Source organism: Syntrophus buswellii (assembly GCF_046097065.1).
GTDB lineage: Bacteria > Desulfobacterota > Syntrophia > Syntrophales > Syntrophaceae > Syntrophus > Syntrophus buswellii.
The window spans coordinates 1,174,893-1,190,985 of record NZ_CP175563.1; the positions used below are offsets into that span (position 1 = coordinate 1,174,893).

The following is a 16,093-nucleotide window of genomic DNA, read 5'->3' on the forward strand; positions in this document are numbered from 1 at the left end:
CAAAGTCGTGGATTCCAGCTAGTTTGATTCGAAATATTTCAGAACCATATTCTTTAGCCTTCGCATTTGGTCCTTGCCCCTGAAAGCAGCAAGTTCAGGGGGTACCGTACGTTCGGCCCTCGCTATCATCGCCCAGATATAGCCTGTGAGAAGCGATGCTCCAACTAGCAAGTAAGGTTTTTTGCTCATGTGGTATATAGAGCGAGACACTTGCCACAATGGATGACTACCCATGATATAATCGTGATAGCCGCTATGGAATAATGCTTTGAGACTCGCATGGTTTCCAGTCTGGGTTTTTTTATGATGAATGCTCGTTTTTTCTGTAAAAGTTCTGGCTTGCCACCCTTTCATCCTTGCAGTTAAAACTGCCGCTAAGTCAATGCCCCCTGCTTTGAGAGGAGTATAGCCTCCTATGGCTTCGAAGCATTCACGGCGGAATAGTTGACAAGCACCTGATACGTGATCAGTACTGGCAAATCGATAGTCATATTGCTGGTTATCTTCCCTGAAGGGTGTGCCGGCGACCCCCAACTGGGGGTTTTCAACGAATCGATGCAGCAAAAATTCCATGTAGTCTTCGTCAAAGGTAATGTCGGCATCCAGATTTCCGATTATATCGTACTTTGCGGCCTTGACTCTATCGTAACCGGCATTGAAAGCGAACACCTTACCTGCGAAGTTCCGTTCAGGCCGCTCATGTTTGCGCAAAAGTTCAATCCAGGGATAACTGCGAATATAATCCTTAACAATGTCATCTGTGCCATCCGTAGAGCCATCGCTCACAATAATCCACTGAAGAGGCTTGTGAGTTTGAGCAATCATTGATTTGATCGTCAACTCAATAAATGCAGCTTCATTTCTGGCCGGTGTGATTAATACATAAATCATGGTTGTCTTGCTTTTTTGCCGGCCACTTCAAGTGTTGTTATGGCAATGCCGTTATCCTTCAAGTAGGACAGGAACGCATCGACTGTTTCGAAATCAACAAGTTCCTTTGTGTGTCCTATTGCCACGACAGGCCAGAATGATGTGGGATTCTGCTGGTCCTTCTTGATTGCGGCATCCACCATATCTGTGAGTTCTTTTATTGTCATACAACAAAAATCGAGCTTCAACGGGTGCCAGAAGCGCAGGAAGTCCAAAAGGCGCGGTAGCTTATCTCGCCAGGATTGACCACCTCCCATACCTATGTGTTGGGCGTTAATGCGCTTTGGTTTAATCATTTTCCAAAAAGGAACCATCTGAGTATGGATGGGAATTTCCAGCAGGGACCCATCAGGATCAGGGACATCTACGTGGTCTGAAAATGCCCAAAAGTTACCGCTTTTAAGCGCCCGGCGGTAATCCAATCGGTGCTGATGTCGAAGCCCCCCCTTGAAGACCGATGAATCCACCTTTATGCCTCGTTCAACCAGCACACCCGCCGCAGGTTGTGTGGGCTTAAACAGCCAATTGCCCGCCCGGAAGGAAAAAGGAGTGAAGTCTTCTACGCCTAATATCTCTCGGAAATATGATATGGATCTCTCCGCAATTTGATCGATTCTTGTCCGGGGCAGCGTGCACAGATTATATTCGCTGTAATCGAGCAGCCACTTCCCATTTTCGTATCGACCTCCGTACCACTGAGGATGCAGATGCAGTCCTAATTCAAAGCCTTTTCTGTAGAAATCACGGATCTGATTTTTTACCAGATGGATGTCAGCATCCGAGTCATGGATATCAATCATCTCCAGTTCAGCCACTTCAAGAAAAGCCACAAAACGCGCATTCCATTTCTCAAAGAGGGTCTTCAACCTCTCCGCAGGCTCGTAGACGAGTTCCTTGAGTGAACCTTCCCCGTTTCCTGAAATCTCATAGTCCAAGGTAAAGATGCATTCAATCATGCTGAAATTAAACGCAGAGGAATTTGTGAAGAGCTGACCGGCAACGTAGCCGCAGCCTGGTTGCAATGCTTGAGAAGTGTTGCCAGTGCCAGCAGCATCCAGGCCTGGGACCAGCGCATGTATGATATCTTATTTTTGTAATAGGGAGTTATCTGGTAGTAGAAAAAGCCGTGTTCATCCCACATATTGGATATTGCCCATTGAAAAATGGTATCCGCCAAAGTTCTGTTATTCGCATCAAGATCGATGAAGGTGATAAGCGTTATAATGCTTTGAGCGATACTGTGAATATCGATGGGGTAGACGCGGTTATGAAAATATTTGGGCGCCCCGTCTTCCCGGAAAAAGTGTGTCCGGTAAAATTCGAAACCGAGACGGACATGGGGCTCAAATTCTTCCATATTCATGTACTGGCCGATTTTTCTTAAAGCGCAGAGGTTGTAGCCCGTGTGAAAATTGTCAATCCAAGCCTGAGTTTTGTCTTCCCCGTAGGCCCAGGAGCCGTCTTCATTCTGTCGGCGCGTTGAATAGCGGACAGCGCTGACAGCGGGATCAAGAAATTTCTTAGCGCTTGTTATGCTGTAAAGTCTCGATAGATAAGCGGCACCGAGAAGGTTTGCGTTATGAACCTGACCGCTGTCCATCGGGGTATAGCTGAAACAGATTTCATCCCCGCTTTTGGTGAGATTCAAGCCTTCCAGAAGGAAGTCCCCGGCGCTTCTGGCCATGTTCAGGTAGTTGGCATCACCAAATTTGGCATAAGCGTCGAGCAGGGCATTGCCCGCAAAGGTTGTACAGATGATATTGGGAACAAACTTGGGAAGAAAGAACGCCCGCCCCTGCCAATCGAAATGATAGCCCCAGCAGAAATGGGACGTGTTTGGACTTCTTAGCTCGATCAAACGCTTTATTAAGTGATGAATATCGTCATCATTCTTGAGCAAGCCCATGTTGGATAGAAGCAGGAGCGCCGAAAGAAATACGGCGAGTCCCTTGGGGTTTTCGCCCTTCGGCACCAGAAGGAGGCGGCGAAAGTTTATCGGGAATCGTTTCATGCCCTGGGTCAGAATGAGTCTTGAGATCCGATTGTGAAGAAGGGGCAGGTTGGTGAAGATGCGGCTGTTTAATCCATCAAAGGGGTCATAGCCAGCCCAGTTGTTGCGGCGGCAATAGTCCAGCAAGTTAAAGGTTGTTTCCTGAAGCGGAAATTGTTTTTGGGGGATAAAGGGCACTTGGTATCTATGCTGCGTGTGATACGGTTTACATCACGGCGTTTATTTTTTCAATATGGTCCACAATTTTGCCAAGGGCCGTGCGGTCGGAATGATCAAGTTGATCGGATCGATGTCTCTTGTTCAGCAAAATCTTTGACTGAACATCTTCAACGGTTTCCAATAGCGTCAGTCGTCCGTTGTCTGACAGGTATCGATCCACTGCACCAATTTTACCCCTAAAGATGCTGTACACGGGAACGCCCAATGCGGCGGCTTCCCGATTCATCGTTCCACCTCCGCTGATCACCAGGTCGGAATGCCAGATGAGATTGAGGCCATCTACAACATGTTCCGGGAAGATAATCTTCCGGGAAGAGCACCACTCAGGCCAGGTGTTCTTCACCCAGGCCGTCTGCTTCTTTTCGTTCCTGGGCAGGATGACCAAACGGGTATTGTCCTGCTTCCCCAGAAAGTTGATCGTTGCCTCAAAGAGCAGTTCGCTTTCCGGATTGTGGTAATGCGCCTCCGTTGCCGGGGGTCGGATGGTCACGATCAATTCGCTTTCACTGATGCCCAATTCCTCAAAGATGGATGGATCCGGCTTGAAGTCCGGTACGTAGACATCTTCCTTGATTCCAGGATACTTGAAGAAGGATTCGGAATAGCCTTTTACGTCATTGTCGGGGATCATTTCCGGAACAATGACATAGGTGGGTTTCGTCACCGTCTGGGTGAATTCATAGTCTGCAATGACCACGGTGGGGATATTCAGGAGCGTCGCAATCAGCACCTGGGATCTTGAACCATGAGACACGGCAAGATCAGGTTTTTCTTTCATGATCATGGGCATCAGCTGAAGGGCTCTTATCAATAATCCTGCCACCTTCATGAGGACATTCTTACCGTAATGATGGCCGATTTTCTGGTATTTCAAATGGATGAGGTCCGCAAGGCCGCAGACCTGGAAGCAATCACGTGCCGTCACCAGAGTGTCGTAGCCACGCTTATGTAAATCATCGAGGATGGGCTTGAAAAACGGAACATGCGGCGAATTATCCAGATCGATCCATATTTTCTTTTTGGGTTTCGTCAGCGAATCACGCACCATCTCAACTGTTCTCCCGTAGTGGCCTGCCCAAAAACGTGCCATATCTCTGGGCAATACATGCCAGTATTGACCCTCATAATTTGATTTGATGTATTCAAGGAATGCTTCATAATGTTTTGCCGGGTACTCTTCGTGGTTGGGTTTTTTATCAAAACTCATATAATCCGGATGGGTGTCAAGCAGGACCATACCGCCCTGATCGGCGATCCAGTCCAGTTTCTTTTTCCAGATGGCGATGCTTTCCTCCTGCATGAGGATGAAGAGGAGAAAATCCTGAGGAAGGGTGTAAGGAAGTTCGACATATCCTTTTTGAGGGTTCTCGTTGGCAACCCAAAAAGGAAAGATGGTTCCCATACCATCCGGCTGCGGTTCAAAAGGATCCGTATCAAAGGTGGATGAGTCGTATTCAATATCGAGGTCATGAATTAATTCGAGATCGTGGTACATGCAGGGGCTGCGGAAACCGACGGCACCCCATTCTTTCAGGGTACGGTTTATTTCAATGGCTTGCTTTTTAAAAATTGATACATCTTGGAAAGGGTTTCGATCATGATGCAGACCATGTACACCGATCTCAAATCCGCGATCCATCAGGTCTTGGCGCAATGCTTCCGGCACAGGATAATCCCCAGCAACGAAATTAAAAGAAGACCGGAAACCGAGACGTTCTTCGATCTCTGCCAATGAAGAGCACTTGCTGATACCTACAGCTTTTTCCACATCGTGTGTAAGGACGAGGGCGAATTTTTTTCCATCCGGCCATCCAGTCCATCCTGCCTGTGGTTTGCTCGCATTATAGTCGATCGGCCAATCTTTCTCATATTTAGATCTTATCGAATTAACATAATGTCTCCGCAACTGAATCTGCAGCTGCCTGGGGATCAGGAACCTGAATTTAGGGTAAATTTTGTTCCGGAACATAGATAATATATCTGATAAGTCTATTAAATTTTTTCGAGCCACTCTTCCCGCCAGAAGAAATAACAAGAGCGGTCACAGGATCCAAAGTCAATTGTTCCTTGGCACATAACCCCATCAAGGATGACCAAGTTTTTACATTTTTTCAGAAGATAGTCCCGCTCATCCAGAAATCTTTCCACCTTTTTCAGCACAATTTGTTCGCTGCCACAATAGGACCACATTTCTTCCATAAATGAACACCCCTTCAACTGGTTCCAGCGATTGAGTGTTTTCTGTATCTCCTCCTTAGAGCGCACCTTCACCCTGTCTCCCGGTTCTAAGTCTCTTTTAATGGGCATTTCATTGACACGCTCCAGCGGCAAAGATTTTGGATTGATCATTTCCCTGAACAAATTTCTTAGATAAATCCAACGTCTCTTTATAATACGTTTGACACGATTACGGCGCTGCCAGAATATATCCTGTCGGGGTGTTGGTTCGCTCAATTCGGGAAGGGATATCAATTGGCATGCCGGCTTATTTCTGTTTTGCTCCTTTTCCATTTCTCTTCCGCTGAATATAGCTAAAGGTTGCGTGTCGGGTTGCTATCCCAAATGCTTGTAACAGAGATTCCCAATCTGCTTGAGGGCAAAGTCAGGCACCTTTTCGCAAAGTTTTTTAACTAGTTTGTAACTCAGCGATTCTTCTACATTAGCGAGTTTTTCTGCTGCATGCCTTGGGTAATAATACTGAGGCAAGTCGATAAGAGTCGTTCCCCAATGTCTTTTAAAATCCATTAAACTTTTATTGTCCGGTGATGTCCTGCCGAAATCAAAAATCTTGTACCCACCTTCGTAAGCGGACGTGATGGCCTCCCAGAAAAGAAAATGATTCGGGCTCAGATCTCTATAGGTTTCATCAGATGCGGCAAATTCGGCTGAAACGCGATCACGGAATTTAAAAAGGATCAGGCTGGCCAGTGCTGTTCCGTCTTTTTCCGCGATGAGGAGAGAAAGCTTCTTCGAAGGGGAAAAAGTTTCCCAGAGCGATTTGAAGAAGGCATACGGCTGTGGAGGAAGAGAAAGTCTCATTCTGGTTTTGATATGAAGCTGATAAAAAGTATCAAGGTCGGATGCGTGATCGCCTGTCTTCAAGGTCAGCTTACTCTCGTAAGCCCTTGAAATCCTCTGCCTGACGCAGGAGCGATGAAATTTCTTCTTCAACAGTTCCGGCTCATTATTCAGTAACAGGTAATGATGCTTATAAAAGAGGCTGCTTCCCAATTGATCATTTTGAATGAGATGGGAAGAGGATAAGGTTCTGATTTCAAGGTAGTTTGCACCTATCTTATTGAAGAGATTCAATACGGCATCAAAGAGTTGATGCATTTCTTCGCTGGATGCAATCAAGGGATCACAAAGGGTTGCAAAAGGAATACTGACGAGTCTTTTTCCGGTCAGCCAGCTTTTTACCGCAAAAACCGGCATGGCCGCCTTGATTTGCAGGGTCGTTTCATCCAGAAGAACCGGGTAGTATCCTTTCATATGGCTGAAACTTTTTTCCAGAACCTGTTTCCATCCTGAAAGATGACAGATCCATCCGTAGGGGTGGTTCTCCACGAAATGATCCCATCGGGTGTCCTCTTCAGGGTTAATAAATGCTATCGTTCCCAAAAACATCTCCGTTATCAGACAGGAAATATCCTGTCTTGGTTTCTGACCGCTCTGTTATTCGTTTAACCCATATGCCGGTAAAGAACATTCCCCAACTTTTTCAGCAGAAGGAGAGGCATTTTCTTGAAAATTTTATTGTGGAACCCCGTCACCTTTGAAGAAGTACGGACAAAGGTCTGCCTTCCGAAATCGTAACGGTAATAACGAATCAGATGTTCGCTCGTTCCCCATCCGGACTTGAACTGCAGAAGACCCTGATTTTCCGTCTCTGTCCTGCCGAAGCAAATACTTTCATATCCCTTTTCAGCATAAGCTTTTATTCCTTCCCACATGACGAGGTTGTTTGCCCGGAGCCATTGGTGCGTGTGGTCGGATGCACCGTATTTGTAAAGCGCTTTCCTGCCGAAGTGAAAAAAAACTGAGCCGGCGATGGGCTTTCCTCGATAAGATGCAAGGATGACGGATCCGAGGTCTTTCAGGAGGACATGCCTGTGGATGCTCTTGAAAAATTCATAGGGCTGCGGCGGCAGACCATGTTCTCTCCTCGTCAAACAATTGAGACGGTAAAACTCCTTTACGAAATCCGGGGAGGTGCCAATGTTAATCTCCACTCCTTCCCGCAGGGCCTTCTTGACGTTTCTCCTGGTGCTGCCTCGAAAACGAGAATAAATCCGATCCAATGTTCCGTTGAGATCCAGGGTATGGCCTATGTAAGTCAGCGAGGGTGGAGTGGATGGTAAGATCAGATTTGCCGCCCTCAGTTCCAGATACTTCCAGCGACGTTGCCGGCCATGCTCAAGCGCTCGATTTAAAAACACCTGGGGCTGAACAGCTCCATCAATGATGGGATTGCTGTAATCGGTGAAGGGCAAGGAAACCCCTTTGTTTCCCGTTAAAGAACTGTTTACCTCCATGACAGGCATTAAGGCGCAAAGCCGTTCCGAAGAAAAGGACGCGAAATAGAGCGGCTTGTATCCATAGGATTCAACAAGCACCCTTGCCCAGGCTGCGGAATGGAAAAAAGAGGATGCCGGATTAGAAAGGATGAGATCGTCCCAGTGCGGATTGTCCAGCGGGTTAACAATCCGGATTTCCTCACTCATGACGACAGGTTAATGCCTTCTGCGAACTCTCGATCCCGGATCGGCCCTTGAGCACAGCTCCGCCCCCTGAGTTACAGAACCCGCTAAAAAAAACGTATAAATCGGAATCCTGCATGGATACGCCGGCAAACCCACATATTAAGGAATGGATTTACAATGAAATGATGAAAAAAGATACGCTACATTACCACAAGGATTAAAGAATATCCCTTATTTTTAAAGCATAAGGGATATTTCCGCAAACAGGCACAACAGTCTTTGTCAAGAGGTTTATTCCAAGGGAATCAGGGTCTTGAGCGTTGTGCAGACAAACTCGATCTGCTCTCTGGTCAGTTCCGGGTACATGGGGAGCGAGAGAAACTCCGAGGCGCATTGCTCTGCCATGGGGAAGCGGCCTGCCGGAATCGCCTGGGATTCATAAGCCTTCTGAAGATGAAGCGGGATCGGATAGTGTATTCCACAGAAGATCTGGTGCTCCGCCAACTGGGGAATCAGTTTGTCGCGGTTTTTCACGCGGATGGCGTAGATGTGATAGACATGGCGGGCATAGTCCGCCTCCGTGGGGACAATGATGCCGGGCACCCCTTGGAGAAGCTCATCGTAGAAATGGGCATTCTGCCGCCGGGCGTCGTTCCAGTCTTCCAGGTGATTCAGCTTGACCGACAAGACGGCGCCCTGCAGACCATCCATGCGGGCGTTCCAGCCGATCATTTCATGTTCGTACTTGCGCGCCTGCCCATGATCCCGGAACATGCGCATCTTTTCCGCCAGAGCCTCGCTGTTGGTCACGACAGCGCCCGCTTCCCCATAAGCCCCGAGGTTTTTGCCCGGATAGAAGCTGAAGCAGCCGGCATCGCCGAGAGAGCCTGCCATCCTGCCCTTGTACTGGGAACCATGGGCCTGGCAGGCGTCTTCGATCACCAGAAGCCCGTGTCTGCGGGCGATTTCCAGGATGGGATCCATGTCCGCCGGCTGGCCGAAGAGGTGAACGGGGATGACCGCCTTGGTCCGTTCCGTAATGGCGCTTTCGAGCTTTTCCGGATCCATATTGCAGGTGCTTTCCACCACATCCACGAAGACGGGCTTGGCACCGCAGAACGAAATGGCTTCCGCCGTGGCGATAAACGTGTCGGGAACGGTGATGACTTCATCGCCCGGACCGACCCCGGAGGCGATCAGCGCCATCCAGAGGGCGTCCGTGCCGCTTCCAGCGCCGACGGCATATTTGCACCCGCAGAACTTGGCAAAGGCCTCCTCGAAGCGGGCGACAAAGGGCCCGCCGGCGAAGGCGGTCTGATCCACGACGGCCTGCATGGCCGCATCGATTTCTTCCTTGATGCTTCTGTACTGCGCTTTCAAATCGAGAAAAGGAACCTGCATGAGAATATCTCCCTGTCTGTGAAAAGTCGACATACCGTCGATCAAATGTCCCTGATATACGCTGCCGGATTGCCGGCCACGATGGCGTTATCGGGAACGTCGCGGGTCACGACGCTGCCGGCTCCGATCAGGGCGTTCTCCCCGATGGTGACCCGGCTGAGGATCGTCGAGCCGGAACCGATGGACGCCCCCTTTTTCACCCGGGTGGGCTCCACCTGCCAGTCCGCCTCCGTCTGCAGACCGCCGTCCGCCGTTGTCGCCCGGGGATAGGTGTCATTGATGAATGCAACATTGTGGCCAACAAAGACCTCATCCTCGATGGTGACGCCCTCGCAGATGAAGGTGTGGCTGGAAATCTTGCAGTTCCTGCCGATGGTGGCGTTTTTCTGAATTTCCACAAAGGCGCCGATTTTTGTGTTGTCGCCGATGGTGCAGCCATAGGCGTTGATGAATTTCGATAACTTGACGTTCTCTCCCAGCCGGACGTCATCGGCGATGCACAGGTACTGGCTCATAGGTAGGTCATGGCTCCTTTGTTCAGCAGGGAATGATTGGCGGCTTCCAGGATCTTGACGACCCGCATCCCCGCGTGGCCGTCGTTGATGGGGGCGGTGTTGTGGGAGACGCAGTCAACAAAGTAGTTGGCCTCCAGCTTCAGCGCTTCCGTCACTTCCACCTTGGGCATCCACACATCCCCGGAGCGGTAGTTGATGAGGAGATTGTAAACGCCTTCGCGGTTCTGCACGTCCGCTCCCTTGTCATAGATCTTGATCTTTTCGTCGGCCTCCAGGTCATTCCAGACCAGCATCTTTTTGTCGCCGCCGATGAGCATCGTCCGCACCTTGACGGGGGAAAGCCAGTTGACGTTGAAGTGGGCGATCATGTTGTTGGAAAAGTAGCATGAAACGTAGGCGACATCCTCCAATCCGTTGAAGTGGGATGTGCCGGTCGCCACAATCGCCTGGGGCGCGTCCTGCACGAGATAGTCCATGATGGAAAGATCGTGGGGCGCAAGATCCCAGATCACGTTGATGTCATGCTGAAAGAGGCCCAGGTTGACCCGCATGGAATCGAAGTAGTACAGGTTGCCGAGCGTTCCCTCATCCATCAGTTCCTTGATCTTTCGGACGGCCCCGGTAAAGAGGAAGGTATGATCCACCATGATGGTGAGATTCTTCCGGGCCGCCAGTTCATTCAGCTCCGCCGCCTGGGCGGACGTGGAGGTGAAGGGCTTTTCGACGAAGACGTGTTTGCCCTCCTGGAGGGCCTTCCTGGCCAGTTCGTAGTGGGTGTAGACGGGGGTGACGACGGCGATGGCGTCGATGTCTCCCGCAGCAATGATTTCAGTACTTTCCGTGGTTGTTCTGATGTTCGGCCAGGCGGCGTTGACCTTCTTCAGGGCATTGGGGTTCATGTCGCAGACGGCCGCCACGCATGCCCCTTCGATCGAATTGAAATTCCGCACAATGTTGGGTCCCCAGTAACCATATCCGATAACGCCGATTCGAATCACGCAAAATCTCCTCTCCGCCTGCAGTTCCGGATGTCCATCCCGGGACTGCCGCCTGTTGTAGTTCCGGTTAAATGTTAATAGGCGCCTTTCCCTGCAATCATGACCCATGGCGTTTGAAGGAGAATCTTGAGGTCGAGCCAGAGAGACCACTCCCGGCTGTACTGAAGATCAAGCCGCACCATTTCGTCAAAACTGCAGGAACTGCGGCCTTTGACCTGCCAGAGACCGGTAATTCCGGGTTTGACTTCCATAATCCTGCGACGATGCCAGGACTGATAATGTTCCAGTTCGTAGGGGATCGGGGGCCTGGGGCCGATGAGGGACATTTCGCCCCGCAGGACGTTGAGAAACTGCGGGATTTCGTCCAGGCTCGTCTTCCTCAGGAAGTGCCCGATCGGCGTAACGCGGGGGTCGCTCTGAATCTTGTAGACCTGCTCCTGTTCCATTGAGGATGTATCGGAAGAGGCGGGATCCTTTTCAATGAGCGCCTTGATAAATTCCTGGTGGATGGTGGGGTCGTTGTCCACCCTCATGCTTCGGAATTTCAGGAAGACAAAGGGCTTTCCGTTCAGCCCCAGTCTCGTCTGGCGAAAGAATACGGGGCCCGGGGAGGTCTTCTTGATGAGGATGGGAAGAACGAAAAAGCACGGCAGAAAGAACAGCAGCCCACCGAGGCTCCCGACAATGTCAAAGACTCGCTTGATCATCAGGGAGAGGGATTTCCCGCCTTTTTCTCGTTTGGCCTCCGGGGAGAAATAGAGCTTGAAGGACGATTCCTGTTCGGGGTCAAAGTCCATGGGATAACATTGAAAGGAAATGTGAACCGCGCTTAATTCCGGTCCGAGGATCTCGGCCAGTTGCTTCCTGACCCGCGTCAGCAGCTTTTCCCGGATCTCAAAGCGCTTTTCCTTGTCGATTTCCGTGTAGATGACACCGATAACGGAGCAGGAGGCAAACCATCCCGCAATGTCCGTCTGACGGATGGGTGAGCAGACTCCCGCGATGAGCCTGCGCTCAAGATGTTCAAGGTCTTTGGTGCTCTTGGTCGATTCTTTTTTCAGGAGGGATTCCAGACCGATCTGCATGAGCAGGAAGGGCCGGCCCGTGCGGTCGGTACGCTGCCTCTCCCGGAGCAGCTTTTCCTGAAAGACGGCTTCGCTGCAGAATTCTTCAGCCGGGGATGGCGGGGAGAAGAATCGGACGGAGCTTGAGGAGGAACGGTATTCTGATTTCTCTTCGGCTTCTGATATCTTTGTCATGATGATCCCCTGCCGGTGGCCGGAAAAAATGGATCAAGAAGCCGTTGACGTAACCGCAGGCATTGATCCAAGTTTAATGTGCCTGACAACTTTGTTCTGCGCCTTTCCTCTGTGCGATGAACACGTTATAGAAAAAACGGTTTAACTCGACAATAGGGGAAAACCCTGATTTGCCCCTTCCAAAAACCTGAATCGTTTCGTCCCCAGGCTACGGAAAGGTACGGTCACGGAGGTTGGAACATGGATAAATCGGATGAGAATCAGCGTTGCCACTGATATCTTTATACCATGCTTTGGCTTTGTCGTAAAGATTCCTGTCTCTCGTTGTTCAGGCAAAAAAATGTTGTACAATCCTGGGATCGTGGGGGAAGTTCGGTTAAGAATTCGGAATAATGCTCTGAAATCTGTCAGCCCGCCTGCTGCTTGAGGACGGCAATCTCCGCCATCAGCGCCACCCTGCTTTCATTGCTTTCCTTCAGCATGTTCAGCAGCTGCAGCACCCGCTCATCCTGCTGCTCTTTCCGTTCGAAAAGGATTCCCAGGCGGGAGTTCATGTCGGCCACGAGGCTTTCAAGAAGCTGGAGGCGGCTCTCGATGGACGAAAACTGCTGCTCCATCCCCGGGGTCCGTCGTTCCCCGTACTCGGGCATCAAAGGCAGATCGGCCTCCTGTTCCGCGCCCTGCTCCGGGAAGATGCCTCCGATTTTCCTTTCCGCAATGACTTCGTCAATGACGATTTTGTCGATGGTGCGGAGTTCATCGGCAAAGCCGTAAACAAGGGCCGCATCGCACAGGATGTTGATCAGCCGGGGAATTCCCCGGGCATAGCGGTGGATGGCGTCAATGGCCTCCGCCGTGAAGAGCTCGGGATTCTCCGCACCGGCAATGGACAGGCGATGGCGGATATAGCTGGCTGCTTCATCGCGGTCGAGACCGCTCAAATGGCAGTAGACCGTCACGCGCTGAACAAACTGCTCCAGCCGCTTCTGCTGCAGCTTGTACTTCAGCTCCGGCTGGCCGACGAGGATCATCTGGATGAGGTGGTGCTTTTCCGATTCCAGGTTCGAAAGCATGCGGATCTCCTCCACGGTGTTGTCCGGCAGGTTCTGGGCTTCATCGATGATCAGGGTCACCCGCTTTCTGCGAGAGAACTGCTTCAGAAGAAACGAGTGAATGAGATCGAGAAGCTCCGCTTTGTCCCGGGAGTCCGTCGGCAGCTCGAATTCCTGGCAGACCATTTTGAGGAACTGGGTCGGGGAAACCAGGGTCTGGTTGATTACGCCCACCTGGATGTTCTGTTGGATCTTGTTCAGAAGCAGATTGATCAGAGTCGTCTTTCCGGAGCCGATTTCCCCCGTGATGACGACGAATCCTTTGCTTTCCACAATGGCGTATTCCAGGTGGGTGTAGGCGTCCTCATGGACTTTGCTCATGAAGAGATAGGAGGGGTCCGGAGTCAGGTTAAAGGGGTTTTCCTTCAATCCGTAGAATGATTCGTACATGGGCGTTTTTTTCCTTAATCTCTGAGTTTGTTCAGAAGGGTGCCGATAACGGGCCTGTCCTTGAGCAGTTCAAAGGCCCGCTTCAGATCGTTCCTGGTCGTTTTTTCCGCTTCCACCACGAGCAGGATGCCGTCGATAAACCGGGCAAGGACGAGGGGGTCGGCGAACTCCAGGAGGGAGCAGCTGTCGAAGATAATGAAACGGTTCGAATAACGCTCCTTGAGCTCCATCACCAGGGATTCCATTTTCGGCGATCCCAGCAGCTCCGACGAGTTGGTCAGAGGCCTTCCGCCGGGCAGGATGACCAGTTTTTCGATGCCGGGTGAGACCAGTAGGGCGCTGAGGGGAATGTCTTTGCGGAGATAGTCGGAAAGTCCCTGGTTGGCTTCAAAGCCGAAATAGCTGTGCACGGAGGGCTTGCGGAGATCGGAATCCACCAGCAGGGTGGTGCGGTCCATCTCCTGGGAAATGCTGATGGCCAGGTTGATGGCCGTCAGCGTCTTTCCTTCACCGGGATTGGCGCTGGTGATCAGCAGGGCGTTTTTCCCTTCGTTGGCCATTTTGGACAGAATGTGGGTGCGGAGCATTTTGACCCGGTTGGCCGCCGAGCTGCCCTTGCAATCGGGGATGATGTGATTCTGGAGAAGGTGCTCAAAATCCGCGGAAACGGTGCGCGTGTGGAGGTAAACGGGCGCCTGCGCCTCCTCCCGCCTGTCCCTTCGCCGGCGGCCCTGGATGCTCTCCGCGTCTTCGGGGGCTTCCGGAGCACGGGTGAACCTGTCGAAGAAATCGCCCCGCATTTCCTTGGCCTTTTCCAGCGCTTTCTGTATCTTGCTCATGGCATACCCTGTTTCATCATGAAGTTTTCCTATCCTGTTTACGGCCCGTCTTTAAAACATCAGCAACAATTTCCTCTGCAGGCGAATCCAGAGAATGTCCAGCGGTATGAGGAAGAAATGGACCAGGACGAGCAGCACGACTCCGGCAACGGCGCAAGCCGCCAGGATCATCAGCATTTTCCGGTCCAGCTTCCAGCTTTTTTTCTCTTCAGCGTGGCTCATGAAAGGCATCACCGAGAGCACGGGAACACCGGCCAGCGAGTTCAGATCCGTCTCCGTCTTGACGGACCGGTCCAGGGACTCCTGGGCGGCGACCAGGGCGATCCCGGCAAACAGAGACAGGAAAAATCCGGCCAGGAGAATCTTGGGCCGGTCCGGCTTCGCCGGCTTTTCCGGGAAAGCGGCCGGTTCGATGATGGTGAATCGCTCCGCCTTCTGTGCTTCCTCCATCCCCTGGGCGACTTTGGCCTCCAGGAGTTTGTTCATGATGTCGTTGTATTTGTTCTTGGCGTTTTCGTAATCGCCCAGAAGGCCCTTGTATTCCGCTTCAATCATCGGGGCGCGGGTCAGCTTGCCCTGGTAGGCGCCCATCTGGCCCCGGATCTGGGCCGCCTGCTGCTGCAGGGAGCGGATATCCAGCGCCGCCGTTTCAAGCTGGGTTTTCAGGGAGGTGTAGGCCGGATTGATGTTCGACCTTCCCGTCGGCTGGGTTCCCCTGCCTCCCGCCTTGTGCCCCTCGGCCAGCCGCTTCTCCAGCTCCCGGATTTCCCTCTTCAGGCGGATGATGTCCGGGTGCCTGTCGCTCAGGGTCGTCTGGCGATTGATCAACTCGCTGCGCAGGGCCTCCAGCCGGACCGCGGGGCTCTGTTCCACGTCTCCCATCCCCTTGTCGGTAATGTACTGATCCACCGTCGCCAGCTGGCTCTCCAGGTAGACCTTTCTTTCCTGGGCAATGCGGATCTGGGCGTTGGCCTGGTCAAGGTCGCGGCGGAGCTGGTCAAGGGCCTGCATGTTGCTCACGCCGTGTTCCGGCAGCTCTCCCATATGGGCGCTTTTCATGGCGCTGATCTGGTTGGCATAGCCGTCCATCTGCTTCTTGAGCTCAAGGAGCTGGGAATTGAGGAATTCCGCCGTTCCCGCGGCCCGCTCTTCCCGCTTCTTGAAATTCTCCTCCAGGTAAAGAGAGGACAGGATATTGGCGATCTTCTGCACCGTGGCCGGATCTTTTCCACTGTAAGAGAGGGTGAAGGCGACCGTCGTTTCCTTTCCCGACGGGCGCCTGCTTTTGCCGAAATCGCTCGTGCTGATCGTTTCCAGGGCAATGTCGTCCCTCATGTTGGCGATCACTTCCTCCATGGCGAAGATGTTGCGCATTTCCGGATAGAGGTTGAAGCGGTTGATGATTTCGATAAGCCTGGCGCGGCTGAGGATCTGCTGGGTAATGGTTGAAAGGCGCTCCTCCGCGTAGCTCGTGACCGATGTCCGGACATACTCCTGGGGAATCTGCTGCGTTTCAATGAGGATCGTGGATTTGGAGACATAAACGGGGGGCAGGACAAAGGCCGTAAGAATCCCCAGAGGCAGAAGGGATAAAAACGTGACCAGGAACATTTTTCCCCGTTTCCTCAGCAGTCGCCTGACCAACTGCCTGAGTTCATGGAAATCCATTTGCTTTTGCGGCTGCATGGCCACTCGCCCCTGTTCCATAATCGTGAT

14 protein-coding genes are annotated in these 16,093 nt (G+C 51.6%); all 14 read right to left on the bottom strand.

What is annotated here, in order from left to right; all coding sequences use genetic code 11:
• Positions 1 to 18: 18 nt before the first annotated feature.
• Positions 19 to 891 carry a glycosyltransferase gene (locus ACJ77P_RS05295; protein WP_408999189.1) on the bottom strand — a complete coding sequence of 291 codons (873 nt, stop codon included), beginning with the start codon at positions 889 to 891 and terminating at the stop codon, positions 19 to 21.
• Complete coding sequence (locus ACJ77P_RS05300) at positions 888 to 1,865, bottom strand: hypothetical protein (protein WP_408999190.1); 978 nt, start codon at positions 1,863 to 1,865, stop codon at positions 888 to 890. The genes ACJ77P_RS05295 and ACJ77P_RS05300 overlap by 4 nt, the downstream gene beginning before the upstream one ends.
• A gap of 17 nt (positions 1,866 to 1,882) precedes the next feature.
• Positions 1,883 to 3,067: a hypothetical protein gene (locus ACJ77P_RS05305; protein WP_408999191.1), complete on the bottom strand. Its 1,185-nt coding sequence runs from the start codon at positions 3,065 to 3,067 to the stop codon at positions 1,883 to 1,885.
• Positions 3,068 to 3,146: 79 nt separating this feature from the next.
• Positions 3,147 to 5,129, bottom strand: a complete 1,983-nt coding sequence (locus ACJ77P_RS05310; protein WP_408999192.1) for a DUF354 domain-containing protein — start codon at positions 5,127 to 5,129, stop codon at positions 3,147 to 3,149.
• A 23-nt stretch (positions 5,130 to 5,152) separates the two neighbouring features.
• Positions 5,153 to 5,671 carry a hypothetical protein gene (locus ACJ77P_RS05315; protein WP_408999193.1) on the bottom strand — a complete coding sequence of 173 codons (519 nt, stop codon included), beginning with the start codon at positions 5,669 to 5,671 and terminating at the stop codon, positions 5,153 to 5,155.
• Positions 5,672 to 5,713: 42 nt separating this feature from the next.
• Entirely contained in the window at positions 5,714 to 6,781 is a 1,068-nt protein-coding gene (locus ACJ77P_RS05320; protein WP_408999194.1) for a GNAT family N-acetyltransferase, read from the bottom strand.
• A gap of 62 nt (positions 6,782 to 6,843) precedes the next feature.
• Entirely contained in the window at positions 6,844 to 7,884 is a 1,041-nt protein-coding gene (locus ACJ77P_RS05325; RefSeq protein WP_408999195.1) for a lipid II:glycine glycyltransferase FemX, read from the bottom strand.
• 270 nt (positions 7,885 to 8,154) lie between these two features.
• The gene (locus ACJ77P_RS05330) at positions 8,155 to 9,264 is read right to left on the bottom strand and encodes a DegT/DnrJ/EryC1/StrS family aminotransferase (RefSeq protein WP_408999196.1); all 1,110 of its coding nucleotides are present in this window, start codon (positions 9,262 to 9,264) and stop codon (positions 8,155 to 8,157) included.
• 41 nt (positions 9,265 to 9,305) lie between these two features.
• The gene (locus tag ACJ77P_RS05335) at positions 9,306 to 9,779 is read right to left on the bottom strand and encodes an acyltransferase (RefSeq protein WP_367360769.1); all 474 of its coding nucleotides are present in this window, start codon (positions 9,777 to 9,779) and stop codon (positions 9,306 to 9,308) included.
• Positions 9,776 to 10,777, bottom strand: coding sequence for a Gfo/Idh/MocA family protein (locus ACJ77P_RS05340; RefSeq protein WP_408999197.1), 1,002 nt, complete (start codon positions 10,775 to 10,777; stop codon positions 9,776 to 9,778). The genes ACJ77P_RS05335 and ACJ77P_RS05340 overlap by 4 nt, the downstream gene beginning before the upstream one ends.
• A 74-nt stretch (positions 10,778 to 10,851) precedes the next feature.
• Positions 10,852 to 12,036, bottom strand: coding sequence for a sugar transferase (locus ACJ77P_RS05345; RefSeq protein ID WP_408999198.1), 1,185 nt, complete (start codon positions 12,034 to 12,036; stop codon positions 10,852 to 10,854).
• A 407-nt stretch (positions 12,037 to 12,443) separates the two neighbouring features.
• Positions 12,444 to 13,538 (bottom strand): ExeA family protein, encoded by a 1,095-nt coding sequence (locus ACJ77P_RS05350; RefSeq protein ID WP_408999199.1) that lies wholly within the window; start codon positions 13,536 to 13,538, stop codon positions 12,444 to 12,446.
• Positions 13,539 to 13,552: 14 nt separating this feature from the next.
• Positions 13,553 to 14,377 carry a polysaccharide biosynthesis tyrosine autokinase gene (locus ACJ77P_RS05355; protein WP_367360773.1) on the bottom strand — a complete coding sequence of 275 codons (825 nt, stop codon included), beginning with the start codon at positions 14,375 to 14,377 and terminating at the stop codon, positions 13,553 to 13,555.
• A gap of 51 nt (positions 14,378 to 14,428) precedes the next feature.
• Positions 14,429 to 16,084, bottom strand: coding sequence for an XrtA system polysaccharide chain length determinant (locus tag ACJ77P_RS05360; protein ID WP_408999200.1), 1,656 nt, complete (start codon positions 16,082 to 16,084; stop codon positions 14,429 to 14,431).
• Positions 16,085 to 16,093: the final 9 nt, after the last annotated feature.